At 65.5% G+C, this 24,054-nt stretch carries 18 protein-coding genes; 14 read left to right on the top strand and 4 right to left on the bottom strand.

Going from position 1 to position 24,054, the window contains the following annotated elements; translation table 11 throughout:
* Window positions 1-17: 17 nt before the first annotated feature.
* Window positions 18-278: a hypothetical protein gene (locus GRI55_RS01935; RefSeq protein WP_050600979.1), complete on the bottom strand. Its 261-nt coding sequence runs from the start codon at window positions 276-278 to the stop codon at window positions 18-20.
* Between the two features lie 104 nt (window positions 279-382).
* Between GRI55_RS01935 and GRI55_RS01930 the strand changes: the two genes are divergently transcribed.
* From GRI55_RS01930 to GRI55_RS01905, 6 genes are all read left to right on the top strand, one after another.
* Window positions 383-2,257 (top strand): ABC-F family ATP-binding cassette domain-containing protein, encoded by a 1,875-nt coding sequence (locus GRI55_RS01930; protein ID WP_160766025.1) that lies wholly within the window; start codon window positions 383-385, stop codon window positions 2,255-2,257.
* A gap of 70 nt (window positions 2,258-2,327) precedes the next feature.
* Window positions 2,328-3,401, top strand: coding sequence for an efflux RND transporter periplasmic adaptor subunit (locus GRI55_RS01925; protein WP_160766024.1), 1,074 nt, complete (start codon window positions 2,328-2,330; stop codon window positions 3,399-3,401).
* Complete coding sequence (locus tag GRI55_RS01920) at window positions 3,391-6,492, top strand: efflux RND transporter permease subunit (protein WP_160766023.1); 3,102 nt, start codon at window positions 3,391-3,393, stop codon at window positions 6,490-6,492. Before GRI55_RS01925 ends, GRI55_RS01920 begins: the two co-directional genes overlap by 11 nt.
* Window positions 6,489-7,835, top strand: coding sequence for an efflux transporter outer membrane subunit (locus GRI55_RS01915; protein ID WP_160766022.1), 1,347 nt, complete (start codon window positions 6,489-6,491; stop codon window positions 7,833-7,835). Before GRI55_RS01920 ends, GRI55_RS01915 begins: the two co-directional genes overlap by 4 nt.
* Window positions 7,836-8,006: 171 nt before the next feature.
* Window positions 8,007-8,516 (top strand): hypothetical protein, encoded by a 510-nt coding sequence (locus GRI55_RS01910; protein ID WP_156488964.1) that lies wholly within the window; start codon window positions 8,007-8,009, stop codon window positions 8,514-8,516.
* An 18-nt stretch (window positions 8,517-8,534) separates the two neighbouring features.
* Window positions 8,535-8,828, top strand: coding sequence for a PRC-barrel domain-containing protein (locus tag GRI55_RS01905; protein WP_050600974.1), 294 nt, complete (start codon window positions 8,535-8,537; stop codon window positions 8,826-8,828).
* A gap of 186 nt (window positions 8,829-9,014) precedes the next feature.
* Here the strand turns inward: GRI55_RS01905 and GRI55_RS01900 are convergent, their stop codons facing one another.
* The 3 genes from GRI55_RS01900 to GRI55_RS01890 are packed head-to-tail and all read right to left on the bottom strand — an operon-like array spanning window position 9,015 to window position 14,790.
* Window positions 9,015-10,415 carry an efflux transporter outer membrane subunit gene (locus tag GRI55_RS01900; protein ID WP_370873281.1) on the bottom strand — a complete coding sequence of 467 codons (1,401 nt, stop codon included), beginning with the start codon at window positions 10,413-10,415 and terminating at the stop codon, window positions 9,015-9,017.
* A complete protein-coding gene (locus GRI55_RS01895; protein WP_160766020.1) occupies window positions 10,415-13,624 on the bottom strand; it encodes an efflux RND transporter permease subunit in 3,210 nt (1,069 codons plus the stop codon). The genes GRI55_RS01900 and GRI55_RS01895 overlap by 1 nt, the downstream gene beginning before the upstream one ends.
* A 2-nt stretch (window positions 13,625-13,626) precedes the next feature.
* Entirely contained in the window at window positions 13,627-14,790 is a 1,164-nt protein-coding gene (locus GRI55_RS01890) for an efflux RND transporter periplasmic adaptor subunit (RefSeq protein WP_160766019.1), read from the bottom strand.
* A gap of 114 nt (window positions 14,791-14,904) precedes the next feature.
* Between GRI55_RS01890 and GRI55_RS01885 the strand changes: the two genes are divergently transcribed.
* The 8 genes from GRI55_RS01885 (at window position 14,905) to GRI55_RS01850 (ending at window position 24,054) form a co-directional block, all read left to right on the top strand.
* A complete protein-coding gene (locus tag GRI55_RS01885; RefSeq protein WP_082835548.1) occupies window positions 14,905-15,477 on the top strand; it encodes a TetR/AcrR family transcriptional regulator in 573 nt (190 codons plus the stop codon).
* Window positions 15,478-15,547: 70 nt separating this feature from the next.
* Window positions 15,548-16,378, top strand: coding sequence for a non-homologous end joining protein Ku (ku, locus tag GRI55_RS01880; protein WP_160766018.1), 831 nt, complete (start codon window positions 15,548-15,550; stop codon window positions 16,376-16,378).
* Window positions 16,379-16,381: 3 nt separating this feature from the next.
* Window positions 16,382-18,898: a DNA ligase D gene (gene ligD, locus GRI55_RS01875; protein WP_160766017.1), complete on the top strand. Its 2,517-nt coding sequence runs from the start codon at window positions 16,382-16,384 to the stop codon at window positions 18,896-18,898.
* Between the two features lie 76 nt (window positions 18,899-18,974).
* On the top strand, window positions 18,975-19,484 hold the full coding sequence (locus tag GRI55_RS01870) for a 2Fe-2S iron-sulfur cluster-binding protein (protein WP_160766016.1): 510 nt from the start codon (window positions 18,975-18,977) through the stop codon (window positions 19,482-19,484).
* On the top strand, window positions 19,481-20,467 hold the full coding sequence (locus GRI55_RS01865) for an FAD binding domain-containing protein (RefSeq protein WP_160766015.1): 987 nt from the start codon (window positions 19,481-19,483) through the stop codon (window positions 20,465-20,467). Before GRI55_RS01870 ends, GRI55_RS01865 begins: the two co-directional genes overlap by 4 nt.
* Window positions 20,464-22,653, top strand: coding sequence for a xanthine dehydrogenase family protein molybdopterin-binding subunit (locus tag GRI55_RS01860; RefSeq protein WP_160766014.1), 2,190 nt, complete (start codon window positions 20,464-20,466; stop codon window positions 22,651-22,653). The genes GRI55_RS01865 and GRI55_RS01860 overlap by 4 nt, the downstream gene beginning before the upstream one ends.
* On the top strand, window positions 22,653-23,504 hold the full coding sequence (locus GRI55_RS01855; protein WP_082847619.1) for an XdhC family protein: 852 nt from the start codon (window positions 22,653-22,655) through the stop codon (window positions 23,502-23,504). Before GRI55_RS01860 ends, GRI55_RS01855 begins: the two co-directional genes overlap by 1 nt.
* Complete coding sequence (locus GRI55_RS01850) at window positions 23,491-24,054, top strand: nucleotidyltransferase family protein (protein ID WP_160766013.1); 564 nt, start codon at window positions 23,491-23,493, stop codon at window positions 24,052-24,054. The genes GRI55_RS01855 and GRI55_RS01850 overlap by 14 nt, the downstream gene beginning before the upstream one ends.

Here is a 24,054-nt window from a genome sequence, read left to right as displayed (position 1 = left end):
CCGCTACGGCCTCTGCGCTACTCGGGAGCCTGCGCGGCGAGCATATCCATCATGGTGCGCGCGGCATCGCGGTCTGCGGGATCTTCGAAGGCGACGTCCAGATCGGGTGCGGCATCGAGCATGTAGAGCAGGGTCCACAGCGCGAAGCGGTGGCCGCGATCGCGTTCGAGCCCGAAATCGACGCGCATTCGCTCGACCCCGGCGGGGAGCGCGGCCGGATCGACCTCGGCCAGGTCCTGGGTGCCAAAATAGCGCTGCAGCAGGTCTTCCATCTTCATTCCACCGCGCTAGCGGACCGGGCGGATCGTGCAAGGCGCTTGCACCCCGCTGCACGGCGGCAGAATTGCTTTGGGGAACGGCAATAGGCTGTTAGGGGCCGCGCATGCTTACCATCGACGGTGTCACAGTGCGGCTTGGCGGCCGGACCATTCTCGATCGCGCCAGCGCTGCCGTGCCGGTGGGCGCGCGCGTCGGGCTGATCGGGCGCAACGGCGCCGGCAAGTCGACGCTGATGAAAGCGCTGATCGGCGAAATCGAACCCGACGAGGGCGAGATCGCCAAACCGTCGCGCGCGCGGATCGGCTATATCGCGCAGGAAGCCCCCAGCGGGACGATGACGCCCGAGGAAGTGGTACTGGCTTCGGCCACCGAACGCGCCGAGCTGCTAGCCGAACTGGAAACCTGCACCGATATGTACCGGATGGGCGATGTCCATGATCGCCTGCTCGCCATCGATGCCTACAGCGCGCCGGCGCGCGCAGCGAAGATCCTCAACGGGCTGGGCTTCGACGAGGAGATGCAGCAACGTCCGGTGGGAAGCTTTTCCGGCGGCTGGAAGATGCGCATCGCGCTGGGCGCGCTGCTGTTTTCCGAACCCGATATCCTGCTGCTCGACGAACCGTCGAACCACCTCGATCTCGAAGCGACCTTGTGGCTCGAGAACTTCCTCAAATCCTATCCTGCCACGCTGCTGGTGATCAGCCACGAACGCGACCTGCTGAACAAGGTGGTCGACCATATCCTGCATCTGCAGGGCGGGGCGCTGACGCTATACAATGGCGGATACGACGCGTTCGAAAAGCAGCGCGCCGAGCGGGCGGCCCAGCTGGCGGCGGCCAAGGCTTCGCAGGATGCACAGCGCGCGCGATTGCAGGATTACGTCGCCCGCAACAGCGCGCGGGCATCGACTGCCAAACAGGCGCAGTCGCGTGCCAAGATGCTGGCCAAGATGCAGCCCGTCGCCGCGATGATGGAAGACCCCACGCTCACTTTCGGATTTCCCGATCCGGCGGAACTCAAATCCCCCATGATCACGCTTGAACAGGCGGCCGTGGGCTATGGCGATGCCCCGCCGATCCTGAAGCGACTGAATTTCCGGATCGATGCCGACGATCGCATCGCGTTGCTAGGCCGCAACGGCAACGGCAAGACCACGCTGGCCCGGCTGCTGGCTTCGCAGCTCGACCCGGTGGAAGGCGAAGTGAACGCCCCGGGGCGGCTGAAGGTAGGCTATTTCACCCAGTACCAGGTCGAGGAACTGGCCGGTGAGGACACGCCGCTCGACCTGATGAACCGCGCAATGGAGGGCGCGGCGCAGGGCGCCGTTCGCGCGCAGCTGGGGCGGTTCGGATTTTCGGGCGCGCGGGCGCAGACGCGGGTCGACAAGCTGTCGGGCGGCGAACGGGCGCGTCTGGCACTGGCCCTGATCACCCGCGATGCGCCGCATCTGCTGATCCTGGACGAGCCGACCAATCACCTCGATGTCGATGCGCGCGAAGCCTTGATCCAGGCGCTGAACGATTACTCGGGCGCGGTCATCCTCATCAGCCATGATCGCCACATGGTCGAACTGACGGCGGACCGTCTGGTGCTGGTGGATGACGGCACCGCGCGCGAATATTCCGGCAGCATGGAAGATTACATCGATCTGGTGCTGGGCCGCAAACCGGCGAAGAACGGCCGCGGCGATGCGGCCAGCAAGGCGCGCGGCAGCAATGGCACCAATATCATTGCCCGGACGCGCATGGCCAAGGCGGAACTGGCGAAGGCCGAACAGGCGATGGCGCGGCTGACCGCCGATGTCGAGCGGCTCGACAGTGCCATCCTCGAACAGGGGACGGCCAGGGCGAGACCGAGCGGCGGGGCGAGCATCGAAAGCCTCCTCGCCCAGCGCGCGGAAGCGGCCGATGCTCTCGCCGAAGCCGAAGCGGCATGGCTGGCCGCCGGGACCGAACTGGAAGCCATCGAACAGGGCTGACACAGAAGCGCTTCCCCCCCGAGGCCTTATTCGTTACCTGCGCAGCGTGTCCGCCGCGTCTTTCCGTACAATGGCTTGCGCCGCACTGCTGCTTGTCACCGCCTGCGGTGAAGCAGAACGTGATCCTGCGCGCGAGGCGGTGCCGGTCGTTGCGCAGGACATCAGCGTGCTTCCCGAACAGATCGAGATCGAAGCCATCGGCTCGGCCCGTGCGGCAACATCGGCGGAGATTTTTGCCGAAACGGCGGGCCGAGTGACCGCTGTGCTGTTCGCGGCGGGCGATTTCGTGCGCAAGGGCGAAGCGCTGGTCCGGCTCGACGCGCGGCAGGAACGCCTCGCGGTCGAAGCGGCACAGGTGCAGGTACAGGAAGCCGACCAGTTGCTGGGCCGGTATCGCCGCATCGAGGATACCGGTGCGCTTTCCGAAAGCCAGATCGAAGCCGGCGTGACCGCGCTCGCTTCGGCGCGCGTGGCGCTGGAACAGGCGCAGACGGCGCTGGCCGACCGGACAGTGCGCGCGCCGTTCTCGGGCCACGTCGGCCTGACCGAAGTCGATCCCGGTGACCGCGTCAACGATTCCACGCCGATCACGCAGATCGACCAGCGCGGCACGCTCTATGTCGATTTCCCCGCGCCTGAATCGGTCTTCGATGCGCTGCGTCCCGGTCAGGTCGTCCAGGTCGTGCCTTTTTCCGATACGACGCGGACCATCGACGCCCGCGTGGTGGCGACCGACAACCGGATATCGCAGGACAGCCGCGATTTCATCGTGCGCACCGCCATCCCCAACGAGGGCGACCGCCTGCGCCCCGGGATGAGCTTCCGCGTGGTCTTCACCCGCAATGGCGAAGCACGTCCGGTGGTCCCCGAGGAGGCCATCGTATGGGGCGGGGATGGATCGCACCTGTTCGTCATTCGCGAAGGCGCAGCCAGGCGGGTCCCGGTGACGATCACCTCGCGGCGCGAAGGCGAGGTCTTCGTGGATGGCGAATTCGAGCGGACCGACCGGGTGATTGTTGAAGGGGTGCAGAAGGTGCGCGACGGGCAGGCCATCCGCGTGGTGGGCAGCGGGAATGCGGACCGGCAGGATGTCGAGGTCCGCCAGCCCCGATCGGGCGCTGCTGTAGCCGCCGATGAAGGATAGGGCCGACCTCCCCATGCTGGCGGTGAAGCGGCCGTTGCTGATCGGCGTGCTCAACCTGCTGATCGTGATTGCCGGTATCGCTGCGCTGATGGGCGTCGAGGTTCGCGAGCTCCCCAATGTCGACCGGCCGGTCGTGTCGGTCACCGCCAGCCTGCCCGGCGCTGCACCCGAGACCATGGATTCCGAGGTCACGAGCCTTCTCGAAGATGCCGTCGCGCGGGTTTCGGGCGTGCGCCAGATCCGCGCGTCGAGCGAGGAGAACAACAGCCGCATCCGTGTCGAATTCAATCCCGGCACCGATCTCGATACCGCTGCCTCCGACGTGCGCGAGGCGGTCAGCCGGACGACCCGCGACCTGCCCGAGCGCGTCGAGCAGGTGACGGTGGTCAAGGCGGACCAGGACGCGCAGCCGATCATGACGCTGGCCGTGCTGTCGGACAGCTACGACCAGGCCTCGCTGACGCGGCTGGTGGAAAACGACATCGTGCCCGAACTGCTCGCCGCCGAAGGGGTCGCCAGCATCGAACAGTTCGGCACCCGCGCCCGGCAGATGCGCGTGTCGGTCGACCCGGCACGGCTCAACCGCTTCGGGCTGACAATGACCGATGTCGCCGCGGCACTGCGGGGGGCCCCCTTCGACGTGCCGGTCGGCTCGTTCCGGTCGGACGCGCAGGAACTGGTGGTGCGCGCCGAAGCCAGCGCAGTCGATCCCGCGCAGATCGAGAATGTCGTCATTTCCGGTACCACTCGCGTCGGCGATGTCGCGCAGGCGGATTTCGCCCCAGCCAATGCGACCAACTTCGTCCGCCTCGACGGACAGCCGATCGTCGGGCTGGGCGTGGTGCGGCAGGCCAGCTCGAACACGATCGAGATATCCAGCGCCATTCGCGCGGATGTCGAACGCCTGAACGCGCGGTTCGACGATGTCCGGATCGACGTGGTGTCGGACGATGCCCAATTCATCCGCATTTCGGTCCGCGAAGTGCTGATCACGCTGGCCTTTACCATCGCTGTGGTCATTGGCACCATGCTGGTGTTCTTCCGCGCCTGGCGACCCACCGTCGTGCCCAGCGCCACCATCCCGGTCGCGCTGGTCGGGGTGATCGCGGGCATCTGGCTGATGGGCTTTTCGATCAACTTGCTCACGCTGCTGGCGCTAGTGCTGGCGACCGGGCTGATCGTCGACGATGCCATCGTGGTACTGGAAAACGCGCAGCGGTTGCAGAACAAGGGGCTGGGCCGGCGCGCGGCGGCGGTGCTGGGTACGCGGCAGGTCTTCTTCGCCGTCGTGGCGACCACGGCGGTGCTGGTTTCGGTGTTCGTCCCGATCAGCTTCCTGCCGTCCGAAGCGGGGCGGCTGTTTCGCGAATTCGGCTTCGTGCTGGCCGTGTCGGTGATCATTTCCAGTTTCGTCGCGCTGTCGCTGGTCCCGGCACTGGCGGCGAAATTCGACCTGGCGACCGACGACAGCGCGCCGGGCCGGCTGGCGGGCTGGGGTCATGCGGCGAACCACCGCTATGAAAGCGCGCTGCGGCGGTGTCTCGACCGGCCCAAGCTGGTGGGTGCGGTGTCGGTCGCGCTCGCGGTGCTGGCAGCGCTGCTTTACACCCAGCTCGATAACGAACTGGTCCCCGACGAGGATCGCGGCGTCATCACGATCGATGCAACGGGCCCCGACGGGGTCGGCATCGATTTCATGGATGGCGAGCTCGACGAGGTGGAGCAGGTCATCGCGCCGTATCTTGCCAGCGGCGAGATCGAGAGCACCTTCTCGATCGTCGGCCGCTACGATCCCAATCGCGTCCGGGTGACTGCACAACTCGCCGATTGGAGCGAGCGCGACCGCAGCCAGACCGAGATTGTCGAGGAACTCAACCCGCCGCTGCAGGAAATTCCCGGATCGCGCACCAATGCCCGGGGCCGCGGCACGCTGAGTTTCGGCGGTGGGGGCGACGGTATCGAGGTGGCGCTGACCGGCGCCGAATACCCGACGATCTACGCGTCCGCGCAGGCGCTTGCCACGGCGATCGACACCCGCTCCGAAATCCTCTCCAATCCCGACATTTCCTACCAGCCGACACAGCCGCAGCTCTCGGTACAGATCGATCGCCAGCGCGCTTCGGATCTCGGCGTCGAGCTGGACGACCTGGCGCAGACGCTGCGCGCGATGGTCGGCGGCGACGATCTGGTGGATCTCAACGTCGGCGACCAGGCGGTCCCGATCTTCCTCACCGCCCAGGCCGTGAGTGTCACCAATCCGTCGGACCTGCGCAATCTCTACGTCCGCGGGTCGGGCGGGGCGTTGATCCCGCTGTCCAGCGTCACCGTGATCGAAGAGCAGGGCATCGCCGCCGAACTCGACCGCACCGAACAACGGCGTGCAATCGAGGTCTCCGCGGATATTGCAGCCGGTACGCCGCTGCGCGATGCGGTCGACGAGATCGAGCGGTTGGGCGAGGAGGCTCTGGGACCGGGGATCGACATGCTGCTGCAGGGCGATGCGGCGAGCCTCGAGGAAGCGTCGAGCGATCTGCTGCTGACCTATATCTTCGCGCTGGTGATCGTGTTCCTGGTGCTGGTAGCGCAATTCGAAAGCGTGACCAGCGCATTGGTGGTACTGCTGACCATTCCCTTCGCGCTTGCCGCGGCAGTATTCGCGCTGTTCCTGTCGGGGGTCTCGCTGAACATCTATTCGCAGATCGGGCTGGTGATGCTGATCGGGCTGATGGCGAAGAACGGCATCCTGATCGTCGAATTCGCCGACCAGTTGCGGCACCAGGGGCGCAGCGTCCGCGAAGCGGTGGAGGAAGCCGCCGCGATCCGCCTGCGGCCCATCGTGATGACGCTGATCTCGACCGTGTTGGGCGCCCTGCCGTTGATCCTCGCCAGCGGCGCGGGTTCCGAAGCGCGCCAGTCGATCGGCTGGGTGATTTTCGGCGGGCTGGGTATCGCGGGCATCTTCACCCTGTTCCTGACCCCGGTCATCTATCTCGCCATCGCGCGCTACGGGAACCCGCGCAATGTCGACCTCGCCCGCCTGCACAAGGAAATCGACGAGGTCGACGAGGATCTTTCCGTGGCGCAGGTATGAAGCACCCCGGTGCAATTCTGCCCGTCGCGCTGGCGATGTCCGGCTGCGCCGGTAGCGAACCGGTCGCAATCGCGCCGCCCATCGCTGCCCCGGCTGTCTATGCGACCGATCTGCCCGCTGCCGGGTTGCAGGAAGAATGGTGGCTCGGCTTCGGTGACCCGGTGCTCGACCGGCTGATCCGGCGCGGTCTGGAAGCCAATCTCGATATCGATGCCGCGTCCGGACGGCTCGCCGCCGCGGCCGCCCTGTTGCGCGCGGAACGGGCGGACCGGCTGCCGGGGCTCGACGGATCGGCCGAAATCGGAACCACGCTGGTGGGCGAGGGAGAGGATACGGCGGCGGCCGGCCTGTTCGCCCTGTTCGAACCCGATCTGAATGGGCGGCTGGCAGCCGAGGTGCGCGCCGCCGTGGCCGATTACGCCGAGACGAACTATCTGCTGGCCGAGCAGCGCCGGCTGGTCGCTGCTGCGATCGCCAGCCAGTATATCGAATACCGCCGGACGCAGACGCAACTCGACCTGCTCGAACAATCGACCGACCTGCAGGACCAGACGCTGCGCATCGTCACCCTGCGGTTCGAGGCCGGACTGGCTGCCAATCTGGACGTGCGCCGCGCGGCAGCGGACCTCGCCCAGACCCGGGCTCGCCGGGGATTGGTCGAGATTGCCCGCGCCAACGCGCTCAGCGCGCTCGCGATCCTGCTGGCAGAGCCCCCCGGGGCCTTCGCGATCGAGCCGCTCGCCGATGGATTCCGGATACCCGGATATGGCGCGGGGCCGCCAGCGGGCGTGCCCGCCGACCTGCTTCGCCGGCGGACCGATATCCTCGCTGCCGAAGCGCGGCTCGCGCGGGCGGCCGCCGAGATCGGAATCGAACAGGCGGATCTGCGCCCGTCGCTGACGATACCCGGTGAAATCGGCATCGGCGACGGGCTGCTGAGCGGGCTGTTCGGCGATTTCCTGGTCGGGATAGCCGCCGCGATCGACATTCCGATCTTCGACGGCGGACGCCGCCGCGCCGAAGTCGCTGCGGCCGAGGCCGTGGCCGAGGCGCGCGTGGCCGAATATCGCGCCACGTTCCTCAACGCTCTGGGCCAGGTCGAGAATGCGCTGGTATCGATCGAGGCCTATCGCCAGCGCAACGCCGCGCTCACCGAAGCGATCGACCAGAGCGAGACCGCGCTCGCACAGTCGAACGCGCTGTACCGCGAAGGCCTGGCCTCCCTGTTCGATGTGCTCGATGCGCAGCGCCAGCTGATCGCCAGCAGGCAGGCGCTGATCGACAGCGAGGCGGCACTGGCCAGTTCCTTCGTCGCTTTTCATTCGGCTATCGGATCGCAGTAAACGCCGCCCGCATTACTCGCGCTGCGGCTGCCGTATTCTAAATCGTTCGCGTCCTTCAAAACACCGGCATGGAGCCGCCGTATCCGGTGAAGAAATTCTCTTTCGGAACGAACGGCTTGGCTGCTCGCTGATAGACTGCGCTCATCCCGCGCAGGCAACAGGAGGAAACTTATGGCTGAAATTCCAGTCGAGAAGAAATCATCGATGACGTGGCTCTGGCTGCTACTCGCAGCAATACTCGCAGCGTTGCTGATCTGGTGGATCACCGCCGACGAAGACGATGCCGATCCCGTGCTCGCCGAGACCGCCATCGAAGCCGACGCAGGTGCCGATTCGATGCCGATGACGCTGGCTGCCATCCTGGCCAATCCCCAGTCGTATATCGGACAGGAATTCGCAGGCGAGGTGAGCGTTGCCGGACCGCTGACCGACCGGGGCTTCTGGGTTGAGAACGACGGCGCGCGGATGTTCGCGTTGATCATCGACGAACCCCGCGAAGTCGAGATCGACATCAATCCCGGACAGGAACTGCGCATTTCGGACGGCATGATCCGCGAAGGCGGCGAAGTCTCCGATGTCGAAGGTGTTCCGCTCGATGACGACACTCTCGCGGTTCTCGCCGATCAGGACGTGTTCCTGATTGTCGACGAGGACAATGTCGAGATCCTCGAACGTCCGTAAGACTAGAAAGGACCTATTATGAAGAACGATGATCGCTTCGGCGAACTCGAAGCCCTCGATTCCTGGCAACTCGTCCATGACGAGCAGGACATCCGTGGTTGCACCGTGGCCTCGGTCACGGGGACGCATTACGGAACTATCGAGGATATGCTGGTGGACAAGGAAAAGGAACACGTCGCAGCCGTACGGCTCGACGATGGCCGGATCGTTGCCGCCGACAATCTCGAAATCAGGGGCCGGGACGTGATCTATCACGACGACCTCGCCGCGTCCCGGGTGAATTACACCAAGGTACGCCGGCCGGCCGTCTGATTTTCAGGCCGCATAGCGGGGGATCGCGATGCGCGGTTCCCCCGTTCCCGGACCCGCCAGAAGGTCGAGCCATCCCGATTGCTCGGCACGCTTGAAGACCCCCGTCCGTCAGGATGGGGGTCTTCGCGTTCAGGCTTTGCGGAGAACAGACTGCCCGAAAGATATCTGCCTTGTGCGCGGCCCCGCTCAGCGCGGGAGGCCGCCGCCCAGCGCGACGAACAGCGTTGCGCCGTTCTGCAGATAGGCCCGCTGCGTGGTGAGCAATTGCTGCTGGGCGGAGAACAGATTGCGCTCGGCATCGAGCACTTCGAGATAATCGGCCACGCCCTCGCGGTAGCGCAGCCGGGCGAGCCGCGCGATGCGTTCCTGCGCGGCGACACCCTGCTCCTGCGCGGCGACCTGCTGGGCCAGCCAGCGCCGCCCGGCGAGGCCGTCGGACACTTCGCGGAATGCCGTCTGGACCGCTTTTTCGTACAGTGCGACCTGTTCGGTCTCCCGCGCCCGGGCCAGATCGAGATCTGCCTCGCGCGCTCCCCAATCGAAGATGGGTAGCGAAAGCGATGGGCCGAAAGACCATGTGAACCCGTCCGAACCGAACAGGTTAGCCAGGTCGCTGGAGGCGAAACCCGCGTTGCCGGTGAGAGAGATCGTCGGGAAAAAGGCCGCCCGCGCGGCACCGATGTCGGCGCGCGCGGCACGCAGCTGTTCTTCGGCGGCGGTAATGTCGGGGCGAACCAGCAGCAGGTCCGACGGCAGCCCGGCGTCGAGCATCATGGCATCGTCCTGCGCCTGCATCGCAAGCGGCTGCGGCAGGTTTGCGGGAACGGCGCCGCCCACCAGCACGGCAAGCTGGTTGTTCAGCCGTGCCCGGTCGAGACGCTGCGCTGCCAGCTGCTGTTCCGCTGTCGTCAGCAGCGTTTCGGCCTGACGGTAGGGCAGGGCCGAGGTGACCCCGGCATCGAGCCGCAACCGCGCGATCCGCAGCCCTTCCTGGCGGCTCTCCAGCGTCGCCTGTGCTAGGTCTATCTGCGCATCGGTTTCGAGGATTTCGAAATAGGTCGAGGCGACATCGGCGACGAGCGAAAGATAAAACGCCCGCTGGTTCGCTTCGGTCGCAAGATAACGGGCGCGCGCAGCTTCGGAAAGATTGGCCACCCGGCCCCAGAAATCGAGTTCGAACGAGGTCACGCCCACGCCGACTTCGAAACGGTCCGCCGTCACGGCCGGCGCCGCGCCGGCTATTGCCGCCCCGGTCGGGGTGCGGCTGCGTCCGGCAGCGGCACTGGCCACGGGGGCGGGCAGCCTGCGGCTATCCTGGACCCGGTATTGGGCGCGCGCCTGTTCGATGCGCGCGGTCGCCGCCACCAGGTCGCGATTGTTGGCAACCGCAGTATCGATCAGCGCGACCAGCCGGGCGTCGTCGAACCATTCGCCGTAAGACAGCGTGGTGGCGACCACAGTCCCATCGGGACGGTACTCGCCGTCATAGGCAGGAGCGCTCGCCAGCGACGGACGCTCGTGCGCGGGTGCCATGTTCACGCAGCCGGCAAGGGCCAGCGCCAGCATGCTGGCGGATAGCGGACGCATCATGCGGGTTCTCCTTCGGCTTCGCCGGGCGGGGTGGGCTTGCCCTTCGCCAGTCGGGTGCGGACCAGCAGGTAAAGCAGCGGGATGGCGAAGATGCCGATTGCCGTGGCCGCGATCATGCCGCCCATCACGCCCGTGCCGACCGCGATGCGGCTGGCGGCGCCGGCGCCCGAGGACAGAACCAGCGGAACCATGCCCAGAATGAAGGCGAGCGAGGTCATGATGATCGGCCGCAACCGCAGGCGCGCGGCGGCCTTTACCGCCTCGAGCGGGCTCTTGCCTTCGGCCTCCTGCTCGATCGCGAATTCGACGATGAGGATGGCGTTCTTCGCTGCCAGGCCGATGATCGTGATCAGCCCGACGTTGAAGTAGATGTCGGCGGACAGGCCGCGCAGCATAGTGAAGAGCACGGCTCCCAGCACGCCCATCGGCACGATCAGCAGCACCGACAGCGGCACCGACCAGCTTTCGTACAAGGCAGCAAGCACGAGGAAGACGATCACCACCGACAGCCCGAGCAGCAGCCCAATCTGGCCGCCGGCCTGTTTTTCTTCGTAGCTGATGCCGGTCCATTCGAAGCCGATGCCGTCCGGCAGCTGGCTGGCGAACCGTTCCATTTCTTCGAGCGCGGCGCCGGAGGATTCGCCCGGAGCCGCAGTGCCCGACAAGGTCATCGCCGGATAGCCATTGTAGCGCGACAGGCTGGGCGGACCCGCGGTCCATTCGGCAGTGGCGAAGGAACTGAACGGAACCAGGCCGCCCTGCGCATTGGGGATCCGCAGCGACAGCACGTCCTCCGGCTCCATCCGGTGGGGCGCGTCGGCCTGGACGAGGACCTGCAGCACGCGGCCCTGGCGGTTGAAGTCGTTGGCATAGGCAGAGCCGAAATTGATCGACAGTGCGTTGTTCACATCGTCCATCGACAAGCCCATCGCACGCGCCTGGACGCGATCGACCTCGACATGCAATTGCGGGGCCGGCGGCTGGTCCTCGGGCCGCAAATTGGCCAGCAGCGGGCTTTGCGACGCCATGCCGAGCAATTGGTTGCGTGCATCGACCAGCGCGTCGCGGCCCACGCCGCCGCGGTCCTGCAGTTTCATCGTGAAACCACTGGCCTGGCCGAGCGACTGGATGGCAGGCGGCTGGATGGCAAAGGCCAGCGCATTGTCCAGCCCCATGAAAGTGCCCATGGCCTGTCCGACCAGGGCACCGGCCGAACTTTCCGGGGCGCTGCGTTCGCTCCAGTCCTCGAGCGGGGTGAACATCATCGCGTTGTTCTGACCCTGGCCGAAGAAGCTGAAGCCGCGCACGACCACTGTCCGCGCGACCTCTTCGCGCGACTGCCAGAAGCCTTCGACGGGTTCGATTGCCTCTTCCAGCCGTTCGCGGGTCGACCCGGCGGGCGACTGGACCACGGTGATGACATAACCCTGGTCCTCGGTGGGCAGGAACCCGCCCGGCAGGCGCGCGAACAGCAGGCCGGTGATCGCGGCCAGCAGGAGGAACACCGCCAACCCGCGGATCGGCCGGGCAAGGATCGCCTCGTTGGTGCGACCGTACTTCTCGGTCATCCGCGCAAACCACTGATTGAAGCGGTGGAAGAACCGCCCCGATACCGCGCGGGCCCGATCCAGCTGTCCGCGCCAGCCATCGCGCAGCGGTCGATCGGCATCGTCGGGCGCGGCTGCACCGTCGTGATCCTGGACGTCTTCCTTCCGCAGGAAGGTGGCGCACAGCGCCGGGGTCAGCGACAGGGCCAGCACGGCGGAGAAGAAGATCGAAATGGCCAGCGTGACCGAGAACTGGCGATAGATCCCGCCGGTCGATCCGGGGAAGAAGGCCATCGGCACGAACACCGCGATCAGCACCAGCGTGATTCCCACGATCGCGCCGGTGATCTGGTCCATTGCCTTGCGGGTCGCCTCGAGCGGACCGAGCCCTTCCTCGCGCATGATCCGCTCGACATTCTCGATCACGACAATGGCGTCGTCGACGAGGATCCCGATTGCGAGGACCATGCCGAACAGCGACAGCACGTTGATCGAGAAGCCGAACAGCCACAGGCCGAGGCACGCCCCCGCCAGCGCGATCGGCACGACCAGCGTCGGGATCAGCGTCGCGCGCCAGTTCTGCAGGAACAGGAACATGACGAGGAAGACCAGCGCCATGGCTTCGACCAGCGTCTTGACCACTTCCTCGACCGAAACCTCGACGAAGGGAGTGGTGTCGTAGGGGATCGACCAGGCGACATCCTGCGGCAGGCCGGCACCGAGTTCCTCCATCTGCAGCTCGATCCCTTCGGCCGTCGCCAGCGCGTTGGCGCCGGTGGCGAGCTGGACCGCCATGCCGGCCATCGGCTGGCCATCGAGCGTGGTCGAGGTGGCATAGGTCTGCGCGCCGATCTCGACGCGGGCGACATCGCCCAGCCGGACGCTTGCCCCGCCTTCGTCCGCGCGCAGGATCACCCGCCGGAATTCCTCCTCGGTCTCGAAGCGGTTGGCGGTGGTGATGGTGGCCGTGATCTGCTGGCCTTCCTGCAGCGGAAGGGCGCCCAGCGAACCGCCTGCAGTCTGCGCATTCTGTTCGCGGATCGCGGCGACGACGGCGCTGGGGGAAAGGTTGTAGGAGGCCAGCTTGTCCGGATCGAGCCAGATACGCATGGCGTATTCCGAACCGAACAGCGTGACGTCGCCCACACCCGCCACGCGGCGCAATTCATCGATCACCTGCGTCGAGGCGATATTGCCGAGGTCGGTCGAATCCAGCGCGCCCGATTTCGACGTCAGCGCTACGATCATCAGGAAGCCGGCATTGGCCTGCCGGACGGTGATGCCCTGGCGTCTGACTTCCTCGGGCAGGCGGGCTTCGACCGTGCTCAGCCGGTTCTGCACTTCGGTCTGCGCGATATCGATATCGGTCCCGGCCTCGAAGGTCAGCGTGATCGACGCCGTGCCGTTGGAGAGGCTGGAGGAGGACATGTAAAGAAAGCCCTCGACCCCGTTGAGCTGCTGCTCGATCACCTGCGTGACATTGGTCTCGAGCGTGGCGGCGTCGGCGCCGGGATAGACGACGCTGATCGCCAGCGAAGGCGGCGCGACTTCCGGATATTGCTCGATCGGCAGCGCGCGCAGCGAGATGAAACCGGCGAGCAGGATGCCGAGCGAGACGACCCATGCGAAGATGGGCCGATCGATGAAAAAGCGAGCCATGATCAGTCAGCCTTCGCGGCGGGTGCGGCAGGAGCGGCGGCGCGGCCATTGGGAGTGTTGGCGATCTGCACCGGCATGCCCGGCTGCAACTTTTGCAGGTTCGACACGATGACCCTGTCGCCCGGCTGAAGGCCGCTTTCCACGACCCATTTGTCACCCACCAGCCGGCCCAGCTTGATCGGCCGCAGCGCGGCCTTGCCGTCCTTGTCGACGATCATCACCGTACCACCGGAATCGGCCACGGTCACCGCTGCCTGCGGGATCGCGATGACGTCGGTCGCCTTGCCCGCATAAATGCGCGCGTTGACGAATTCACCCGACAGCAGCAGCCCGTCGGGATTGGGAAATTCGGCGCGCAATTCGATGGTGCCGGTGGCTTCGTCGACAGTAAAGTCGAGGAATTCGATCAGCCCGGGAATCTCGTATTCGGTCCCGTCGGGGAACACCAGCCGGACCTCGACGGCGTCATCGGCCGACAGTGCCAGCTCGCCAGCGGCAATCGCGCGGCGGATCTGCAGCACTTCGGTAGCGGACTGCGAAAAGGATACGTAGATCGGCGAAACCTGCTCGATCCGCGTCATCAGCGTGCCTTCGGGCTGCGAGACGAGCGCGCCTTCGGTCACTGCGGCACGCCCCGCGCGTCCGGCGATCGGCGCGCGAACGGTGGTGTAGCCCAGTTGGAGCGATGCCGATTTCAACTGGGCCTGGATCTGCGCGACATTGGCATTCGCCTCGCGCGCGGCGGCCTGTGCCGCGTCGAATTCCTGGCCGCTGATGGCGTTTTCCTCGACCAGCGGGCGATAGCGCTGCACCACGGCATTGGCATTGGCCGCCGTGGCCTTCGCACGTTCGAGGCTGGCCTGCGTCTGCGCGTAGCTGGCGCGCAATTCGGCCGGATCGATGCGGAACAGTGGCTGTCCCTGTCCGACGTCGGTGCCTTCTTCATACAGGCGCTGCTGGACGATGCCGGTGACGCGCGCACGCACTTCGGCGACGCGGACCGGTTCCACCCGGCCAGGCAGTTCGAGGACATTGTCGATATCCGCCTGCGCGACGGTGATGGTGCGGACCGGGATTGCCTGGCCCTGCGGCGACTGATCGGGTGACGAGCATGCGGCGGCGGCCAGACCGAGAACGAACAGGAGCAGAGTGCGAAGGTGCGTCATTGGAATTCCTTACATGCGAATCACCCTGCGACGGCGTTCGGCTACTGGCGCGTTTTTACATTTTCGGTACAACTGTAAATTGACATTTTTGCATTGGATGTCGAAATAACCTGCATGGAAGAGAGAGCCTGCAAAATCGCGGCGGCGGGATACGCGGTCATAAGCCAATATGGTGTCCGCCGTGCGACAATGAGCGACATCGCCGCAGCGGCGGGGGTTTCGCGCCAGACAATATACAATATCTTCCCCAACCGCGAGGCGTTGCTGGTCGCGGTGTCGCGGTATCACTTCGCATCGAAATGGAACGCGATCCGGGAAGGCTGCGACGACGACGCGCCCCGCGATGCCCGGTTCCGGCTCTTGCTCGAGAAGCTGGTTCTGGAATCGTGGGAATCGATCCAGGCGATGCCGCATGCCGATGAGCTCGAGCTCGAACTGGCCACGACGCTCAAGCAGGAACTGACCGAGGTCCACCTCGGCGCGCGGCGCAATCTGTGTGAATTCCTGCTGCCTTACGAGGCCGATCTCGAGCGCCGTTCGATCACCCCGCGCGGCCTTGGCGAGATGCTGCACCATTCGATCGTGGGCCTGAAACTCAGTACGACGACGCGCGCGGAAATTGAATCCGTCGTCGCCACGATGCATGCCTGTCTGATGGCCTTGACCGCCCCCGTTCAGCCTGCGTGACCTCGTCCAGCGGGCTGCGCTCCGGAACGCATAGGGGAATGGAGCGCTGTTTCGCCTGAAGGGAAGGCACATGGCAGCACGCGCATATTGGCAGGGGCAGATCAGGCTGGCGCTGGTTTCGATCCCGGTCGAAATCTACTCGGCGACCAAATCGGGGGCGAAGATCCGGTTCAACCAGATCCACGAACCCAGCGGCAAACGCATCTCCTACGAGAAGGTCGTGCCCGGGATCGGCCCCGTCGACCGCGACGAGATCATCAAGGGCTACGAGGTTTCGAAGGGCAATTACGTCCTGCTCAACGAGGACGAGATGGACGCGGTCAGGATCGAGAGCAAGCGGACGCTGGAACTGGTGCAGTTCGTCGATGCGTGCGAAATCGACCCGCTCTATTTCGAGAAGCCCTATTACGTCGCGCCGCAGGACGAACTTGCCGAAGAAGCCTTCATCGTGCTGCGCGAGGCCCTGCGCAAGGCGAAGAAGGTCGCGCTGGGCCAGCTGTCGGTGCGCGGCAGCGAGAAACTGGTCGCGGTGAAACCATGCGGCAAGGGACTGCTGCTCGAAACGCTGCGTTATGCCGACGAAGTGCGCGCAGGGCAGGCGTTCTTCGACGATATCGACGATGCCAAGCCGAAGAAGGAACTGCTCGAGCTGGCGAACACGCTGATCGAGCAGAAGAGCGCGCCCTTCGATGCGAGTGAATTCGAGGATCGCTATGGTCAGGCGCTGCGCAAGCTGATCGACAAGAAGGCGAAGTCGAAGAGCAAGACCGCGGTGATCGAGGATGTCGACGATCCCGATACTGGTGGCGGCTCCAACGTCATCGACCTGATGGCAGCGCTCAAGAAGTCGGTCGGGGAGGAGAAGCCCAAGAAGACCTCGCGGCGTAAGAAGTCCGCCTAGGCTATGGCTGCGCGCAAGGACCCCCTCGCCGAATACAACGCCAAGCGGGATTTTTCGCTGACCCCCGAACCGGCGGGCGAGCCGCTCGCCAGCGAGACCGGCAACCGCTTCATCGTCCAGAAACATGATGCGACCCGCCTGCACTGGGACTTGCGGCTCGAGGTCGATGGCGTGCTCAAGAGCTGGGCGGTGACCAGGGGGCCGTCGCCCGATCCCGATATCAAGCGGCTGGCGGTGCGGACCGAAGATCACCCTATGTCCTATGCCGATTTCGAAGGCGTGATCCCCAGGGGCGAATATGGCGGCGGCACGGTGATGCTGTGGGACCGCGGGACGTGGCAGCCGATCGAGGGCAAGAGCGCGAGCGACCTGGAGGAAGGGCATTTGCACTTCTGTCTCGAAGGCGAGCGGATGAAGGGCGAATGGCTGCTGATCCGGCTGAAGCAAAAGCCCGGCGAGAAACGTGAGAACTGGCTGCTGCGCAAATTGCAGGACGACAATGCCGAAGCGGGCGACGGGCTGGTCCAGCGCGAATTGACCAGCGTGCTGACCGGGCGTTCGATGGCCGAGATCGCCAGCGACAAGCAGGGCGAATACCCGCTGGCAGGAAAGAAGGACGATGCCTTCCTTGCGCAGATGCAGAAGGCCTCCGCGCGCAACGCCGGCAAATCGAGGCCCAAACGCCGCAAGGCCGCCCCGCTGCCCGATTACCGCAAGCCGCAGCTCGCGACGCTGGTCGACGACGTGCCCGCCGGCAATCGCTGGATGCACGAGATCAAGTTCGACGGCTATCGCACGCTGGTGGCGGTCAAGGGCGATACCGTCCGCGTGTTCACCCGCAACGGCAAGGACTGGACCGACAAGTTCGGCCCGCTGGTCGAGGCGATTGCCGCGCTCGACCTGCCCTCGTGTCTGATCGACGGCGAAGTCGTCGCTTACGACGGCAAGGGCAATCCCGATTTCTCCACCCTGCAACAAGTGCTCAAGCGCGGGCACGGATCGCAGGGCAAGGAGGACAAGCTCGCCCTGCATGCCTTCGACCTGCTCGAACTCGATGGCGAGGATCTGACCGGCCTGCCCAATATCGAACGCAAGGAGCGGCTCGAAGCGCTGCTCGATTCCGCCGATCCGCCGATCCATGTCGCCGAACACGTGTTGGGCGCGGGCGAACACCTCTATCGCGCGATGTGCGATGCGGGGCAGGAAGGCATCATCTCCAAGACCGTCGATGGCAAATATGCCGGGCGCCGCAGCAAGGCCTGGGTGAAGGTCAAATGCACGCGGCGACAGGAATTCGTGATCATCGGATGGAAGAAGTCGAGCGCGAAGGGGCGGCCGTTCGCTTCGCTGCTGGTCGCGCAGCACGAGGGCGACGACCTCGTCTACAAAGGCAATGTCGGCACCGGATTTTCCGCCGACGATCTCGACGAACTCGCGGGCAAGATGAAGCGGTTGGCGCGCAAGACCCCGCCGGCGGAAGTCGACCGGACCTCGTCGCGCGGGGTCACTTGGGTCACGCCCAAGCTGGTCGCGGAAATCGCTTTTGCCGAGTTTACCGCCGACGGGAATGTCCGCCACGGCAGCTATGTGGGTCTGCGCGGCGACAAGGATGCGAGCAGCGTGCAGCCGGAAACGCCGGCCAAACCGGCCGAGACCAGCGACGCGATCAAGATTTCCAGCCGCGACCGGGTGATCTTTCCCGACAGCGGCCAGACGAAGGGCGCGCTGGCGGACTATTACGAGGCCGTGGCGGCGATCATGCTGCCCTTCGCCGCGCGGCGCCCGATCAGCCTGGTGCGCTGCCCTTCGGGCCGGGCGAAGAAGTGTTTCTTCCAGAAGCATGACAGCGGCAGCTTCGGCGATGCGGTGCACCCCGTGCCGATCCGCGAGAAGGACGGCGGGCACGAGGATTACCTGTTCATCGACGATGCGCGCGGGCTGCTGCAATGCGTGCAGATGGGGACGATCGAATTTCACGCCTGGTGCGCGCGTTCCGATGCGGTCGAATGGCCCGACCGGATGATCTTCGATCTCGATCCCGACGAGGGGCTGGGGTTCGACGAGGTCAAACAGGCGGCGCGCGACATCCGCGCCCAGCTGGCCGATCTCGGCCTGACCAGCTTTGCCATGCTGACCGGCGGCAAGGGCGTGCATGTGGTGGTGCCGCTGACGCCCGGCCATGACTGGGAGGCGCACAAGGATTTCTCGCGCCGGTTCGCCGAGGCGCTGAGCATGGCCGAGCCCGACCGCTTCACCGCCGCCATGAGCAAGGCCAAGCGCAAGGGGCGGATCTTCATCGACTGGCTGCGCAACCAGCGCGGGGCGACGGCAGTGGTGCCCTATTCGGCGCGGGCGCGCTCGGGTGCGCCGGTGGCCATTCCGCTGGCCTGGAACGAGCTCAAGACGATGGAGAACGCACATCCCTATTCGATCGACGATGCCAAGACCCTGCTCGACCGGGCAGCTTCTAAATCATTGCAGGGATGGGGTTTTGCCGAGCAGCGGCTGCCCGATCTTTAGTTGCAGTGCTTTGTGCGCGGCAGAAATGCGGGCACCTTTCGCAGTTTGGGGCTTTGTCGGATAAAAGGAGGCCTTCTTGGGCGAGACCATTTCCGTAAACGGAACCCAGCGTTCCCTTCCCGACGATCCGCGGATCACCCTGCTCGATTTCCTGCGCCGCGATCTCGGCCTGACCGGCTCGAAAAAGGGCTGCGACCATGGGCAGTGCGGGGCCTGTACGGTGATCGTCAACGGCATCCGCATCAACAGCTGCCTGACGCTGGCGGCGATGCACGAAGGCGATAGCGTGACGACGATCGAAGGGCTTGGCACGCCCGAGGATCCATCGCCGTTGCAGCGTGCCTTTGTGGACCAAGACGGCTTCCAATGCGGTTATTGCACGCCCGGTCAGATCTGTTCCGCCACCGCCATGCTCGAAGAACTCGCCAATGACTGGCCGAGCGATGCGAGCAACGATCTCGAAGGAAAAATCGAGATATCGGGCGAGGAAATCCGCGAGCGGATGAGCGGCAATCTGTGCCGCTGCGGTGCCTATGCCAACATCGTCGCTGCGATCCGCGACGCGGCGACGGAGACGAGCGCATGAGGCCCTTCCAGTACGAACGTGCCCGCACCTTGGGCGATGCCGCCCGGCTGGTCGCCGGTGCGGATGCGATGGCGATTGCGGGCGGCAGCAACTTGCTCGACCTGATGAAGCTGCAGGTCGAAACCCCCGGCGAACTCGTCGATATCAACCGCGCCGGTTTTGCCGAAATCGAAGATGCCGACGATGGCGGCCTACGGATCGGCGCACTTGCCACCAACACTGCGACTGCGGTTCACCCGCGCGTGCGGTCCGACTATCCGGTGCTGGCGCGGGCGATCCTTGCCGGCGCGACGCAGCAATTGCGGAACAAGGCGACCACCGGCGGCAATCTGTGCCAGCGCACCCGCTGCTTCTATTTCATGAATATCGACCAGCCGTGCAACAAGCGCGAACCGGGCAGCGGTTGCGGCGCGATCGACGGGGTGGCCAAGCTGCACGCCGTGCTCGGCACCAGCGATGAATGCATTGCCACCTATCCCGGGGATATGGCGGTCGCGCTCAGTGCGCTCGATGCGACAGTGCAGATCGCTTCGGTCGATGGCGCCGAACGTTCGGTCCCCGTCCGCGATTTCCATTGCCTGCCGGGCGATACCCCGTGGCGCGAGAACGTGCTCGAGGACGGTGAAGTCATCACTGCAGTCACGCTGCCGGCTCCGGTCGCGGGCGTGCAGCTCTATCGCAAGGTGCGCGAACGCTCGTCCTATGCCTTTGCGCTCGTATCGATTGCAGCGATCGTCGAAATGCGTGACGGGGTGATTGCCCGCGCGGACCTTTCCTTCGGCGGTCTGGCGCACAAGCCTTGGCACGATCTGCGGATCAGCGATTTGCTCGAAGGTGCCGCCCCGTCGGCACAGCTTTACGACGCGGCCGCCGATCTGCTGCTCGAAGATGCCCGCGGTTATGGCGAGAACGATTTCAAGATTCCGCTGGCGCGCCGCACGCTCCACGCGGTACTGGCCCAGGCGGTGGAGGACGCGGCATGACGGTGCATCTCAAGCAGGACGAACCCGACACCTCGAACCGCCTCGACGGGATGAAGCAGGGCGTGATCGGGCAGCCGATTTCGCGTGTCGAAGGCCTCGCCAAGGTTACCGGTACGGCGCCCTATGCGGCCGAATACCCGATCGAAGGCTGCGTCGAAGGCGTCCTCGCCACAGCGACGATCACGCGCGGCGAAATCCTGAAAATCGACAAGGACAGCGTCCTCGGCATGCCCGGGGTCATCGCGGTCATAGACGATCCGCGGCTGACTACGCGCGCGGCGCAGGGCACTGCCAACGAAGCCCCGCAGCAGTCGCCGCGCACGGTTTGCTACTGGGGGCAGCCGATCGCACTCGTGGTCGCGGAAACTTTCGAACAGGCGCGCGATGCGGCCAAGCACCTGGCAGTGGAATACCGCCCCCACGATGGCGCGCCGCTGTCACCGGACGCAGTCGAGCCCGAGGAACAGGAAGACGAAACCGTCCGGCAGGGCGATCTCGTCCATGCAATGAGCGAAGCTGCGCACAGCGTCGATGTCACTTTCACGACCAAGGGCCACGCCTCGGCGGCGATGGAGCCGCATGCCGCGATCGCGCAGTGGGACGGCGATCAGCTGACGGTTCATGCGTCGCTGCAAATGCTCAATTACAATATTTCGGAGCTGGCCGATGCGATCGACCTTCCGGAAGAAAAGGTGCGGCTGGTCTCGCGTTTCGTCGGCGGCGGCTTCGGATCGAAGCTGGGTGTGAGCGAGGAAACGGTCGCCGCGGCCATCGCCGCCATGCAGCTTGAACGACCGGTGCGCGTGGTGATGTCGCGCCAGCAGGTATTCCAGTGCATCATGCGCCGCTCCGAAACCACGCAGCGGCTGCGTCTCGCCGCCGATCAGAAAGGCCGGCTTACCGGTTTCGGCCACGAGGCGCTGGTCTCGAATCTGCCCGGCGAAACCTTCGCCGAACCGGTGCTGCAGTCCTCGCACTTCCTGTATGCAGCGCAAAACCGCAAGCTGATGCTCGAAGTCGCACGGATCCACCGTATGACCGCGGGCTCGGTCCGTGCGCCGGGTGAAGCGGTGGGCATGCCCGCGCTCGAAGGCGCCATGGATGTCCTCGCCGAACGGGCTGGCATTGATCCGGTCGAATTGCGCCTGCGCAACATACCCAAGGAAAACCCCGAAGAAGGCCTGCCGTTCTCCTCGCACAAGCTGGCCGAATGCCTGCGCGAAGGGGCGGAGGCGTTCGGCTGGGATAGCGGCCCGCGCAAACCGCGGCAGAAGCGCAAAGGCGAATGGTGGGTCGGGACCGGGATGGCCAGCGCTGCCCGGGTTCACAATGTCGGCGAAGCCAAGGCGCGCGTTACGCTCAAGCCCGATGGCACCGCACTGGTCGAAACCGACATGACCGATATCGGCACCGGGACCTATACGATCCTCGCACAGATCGCGGGCGAAATGCTCGGACTCGATCCCGAAAACGTGCTGGTCGATCTGGGTGACACGCGCCATCCGCGTGGTCCCGGTTCGGGCGGTAGCTGGGGCGCATCGTCCAGCGGCTCGGCGGTTTACGTCGCGTGCAAGGCGCTGCGTGAAGAGCTGGCCGATCGGGTCGGCGTTACCGAAACCAAGCTCGATCTTGCCGATGGCAAGGTCGCGGGCGGACATTCGCTGGCGCAGGTGCTGGCGGGTGAACCGCTGGCGCGCGAAGGGCATTACGAGCCCGGCGCCATCGCCGACGATTTCACCGCAGCGGGCTTCGGGGCATTCTTTGCCCAGGTCCGCGTCAACCACTTCACTGGCGAGAGCCGGGTCGACCGGATGCTGGGCGCATTCGGCTTCGGCCGCGTGCTCAACCGCAAGACGGCGCGTTCGCAGTGCCTCGGCGGGATTACCTGGAGCATCGGCGCCGCGCTGACCGAGGCGCTCGAATTCGATCCGCGCGACGGGCATCTGGTGAACTGCGATCTTGCCGAATACCATGTCCCCGTGCACCGCGACGTGCCCGATCTGGAAGTGATCATGGTCGAGGAACGCGATCCTGCGGCCAGCCCGATCCAGGCCAAGGGGATCGGCGAATTGGGGATGTGCGGCGGCGCCGCGGCGATCGGCAATGCGATCTACAACGCCTGCGGTGCGCGGCTTTTCGATTACCCGATGACGCCCGACCGCGTGCTGGCGTGCATGCCCGATTGATGCTGGCCGACCCGGCTCTCCATCTTTCCGCCGACGAGGACCATGCCGCGCTTTACGCCGCGTGCGAACCGGGAACAGCCTTGTGTACGATCGTAGGGATCGAAGGCAGTTTTTCGCGGCGCGTGGGGGCGCAGCTGGCAATTCGCGCCGATGGTTCCACTGTCGGAAGCCTTTCGGACGGATGTCTCGAAGCGCAGCTGGCGACGGATGTATCCGCGCTGCATTCCCCCGAAGTGGTCCGCTATGGACGCGGATCGCCGAAGATCGATTTCCGCCTGCCGTGCGGCGGGGGGCTCGATATATTGCTCGATCCCGCGCCCGACCGGAACGCCATCCGTGCCGCGGTGGATGCTCTGGAGCAGCGCGACCCCGCCTCCCTGGTCCTGCCCGCAACATCGCCGCTGGCACGCCGTACCTATATTCCGCGCATGCAGCTCAACGTACTGGGTGAAGGCCCGGAACTTGCCGCCGTCACGGGGCTCTGCGCTGCGATGGGCGTGCGGTGCCGGCCGTTCAGCCGCGCCGATCTGGTCATTGGGCAAGCTGCGCGCGGACTGACGGGCGACCGCTGGACCGCGGGTTTGCTGCTATTCCACGACCACGAATGGGAAGCGGCGCTGCTCGAGCAGGCACTTGCTTCGCAAATGTTCTACATTGGCGCGCAGGGGGGCGAGAATGCCCGGGTCGAACGCGCCATGGCTCTGGCGGCAAGGGGCGTGAGCGAAGAAGACCGTGCCCGCATCCGCAGCCCGATCGGACTCATTCCCGGCTGCAAGAATCCCACTGCGCTCGCGCTTTCGGCGCTTGCGGAAATCGTCGGTGAGTACGAGCAGTTGCGTGCCGCCGCTTGATCGAGGGATCGGCATCATCCTGCTCGCTGCCGGGCGCGGTACGCGTTTCGGCGGCGACAAGCTCTCCCGGGACCTGCGCGGCAAGCCGCTGTGGAATTGGGCGGCCCGGGCGGCCGAAAAGGCGGGTTTCTCTCAGCGTTATCTCGTGTGCCGGCCGGATTCGTCGCTGTGCCCGCGCGCGGGGTGGGAGGTAGTGATCAACCACCATGCCGATGAAGGCATGGGCAGTTCGATCGCGGCCGGTGTCGCCGCTGCAGCACCGAAGTGCGAACGCTTGGTGATTGCCCTTGCAGACATGCCGCTGGTCGAACCCGGTCACTTTCGTGATCTTGCCCGGCTTAGGGAAACCGTGTTCACGCGTTATGACGACGGGGCGGAAGGGCCTCCGGCGGCATTCCCCAAGAAAGCATTCGCCGCGCTGCAGACGCTTACCGGCGAACGCGGTGCCAGGCATCTCGACTTGGGCGAAACCGACACGCTGATACCTGCAAATGGTCACATGCTGGCCGATGTCGACACGCCTGCTGCACTCGACGCGCTTTCCCGATAG

The organism is Qipengyuania citrea (assembly GCF_009828015.1).
Lineage (GTDB): Bacteria > Pseudomonadota > Alphaproteobacteria > Sphingomonadales > Sphingomonadaceae > Qipengyuania > Qipengyuania citrea.
This window is presented reverse-complemented; position numbering and strand designations above follow the sequence as displayed.

What these genes read in the sequence shown, in the direction of transcription:
- GRI55_RS01855 (WP_082847619.1), top strand. Translation starts at nt 22,653, where the DNA reads ATGCTGGCCGACCCGGCTCTCCATCTTTCCGCCGACGAGGACCATGCC.
- GRI55_RS01925 (WP_160766024.1), top strand. Translation starts at nt 2,328, where the DNA reads ATGGCTTGCGCCGCACTGCTGCTTGTCACCGCCTGCGGTGAAGCAGAA.
- ku (WP_160766018.1), top strand. Translation starts at nt 15,548, where the DNA reads ATGGCAGCACGCGCATATTGGCAGGGGCAGATCAGGCTGGCGCTGGTT.
- GRI55_RS01885 (WP_082835548.1), top strand. Translation starts at nt 14,905, where the DNA reads ATGGAAGAGAGAGCCTGCAAAATCGCGGCGGCGGGATACGCGGTCATA.
- GRI55_RS01860 (WP_160766014.1), top strand. Translation starts at nt 20,464, where the DNA reads ATGACGGTGCATCTCAAGCAGGACGAACCCGACACCTCGAACCGCCTC.
- ligD (WP_160766017.1), top strand. Translation starts at nt 16,382, where the DNA reads ATGGCTGCGCGCAAGGACCCCCTCGCCGAATACAACGCCAAGCGGGAT.
- GRI55_RS01890 (WP_160766019.1), bottom strand. Translation starts at nt 14,790, where the DNA reads ATGACGCACCTTCGCACTCTGCTCCTGTTCGTTCTCGGTCTGGCCGCC.
- GRI55_RS01930 (WP_160766025.1), top strand. Translation starts at nt 383, where the DNA reads ATGCTTACCATCGACGGTGTCACAGTGCGGCTTGGCGGCCGGACCATT.
- GRI55_RS01900 (WP_370873281.1), bottom strand. Translation starts at nt 10,415, where the DNA reads ATGCGTCCGCTATCCGCCAGCATGCTGGCGCTGGCCCTTGCCGGCTGC.
- GRI55_RS01895 (WP_160766020.1), bottom strand. Translation starts at nt 13,624, where the DNA reads ATGGCTCGCTTTTTCATCGATCGGCCCATCTTCGCATGGGTCGTCTCG.
- GRI55_RS01935 (WP_050600979.1), bottom strand. Translation starts at nt 278, where the DNA reads ATGAAGATGGAAGACCTGCTGCAGCGCTATTTTGGCACCCAGGACCTG.
- GRI55_RS01915 (WP_160766022.1), top strand. Translation starts at nt 6,489, where the DNA reads ATGAAGCACCCCGGTGCAATTCTGCCCGTCGCGCTGGCGATGTCCGGC.
- GRI55_RS01920 (WP_160766023.1), top strand. Translation starts at nt 3,391, where the DNA reads ATGAAGGATAGGGCCGACCTCCCCATGCTGGCGGTGAAGCGGCCGTTG.
- GRI55_RS01865 (WP_160766015.1), top strand. Translation starts at nt 19,481, where the DNA reads ATGAGGCCCTTCCAGTACGAACGTGCCCGCACCTTGGGCGATGCCGCC.
- GRI55_RS01905 (WP_050600974.1), top strand. Translation starts at nt 8,535, where the DNA reads ATGAAGAACGATGATCGCTTCGGCGAACTCGAAGCCCTCGATTCCTGG.
- GRI55_RS01910 (WP_156488964.1), top strand. Translation starts at nt 8,007, where the DNA reads ATGGCTGAAATTCCAGTCGAGAAGAAATCATCGATGACGTGGCTCTGG.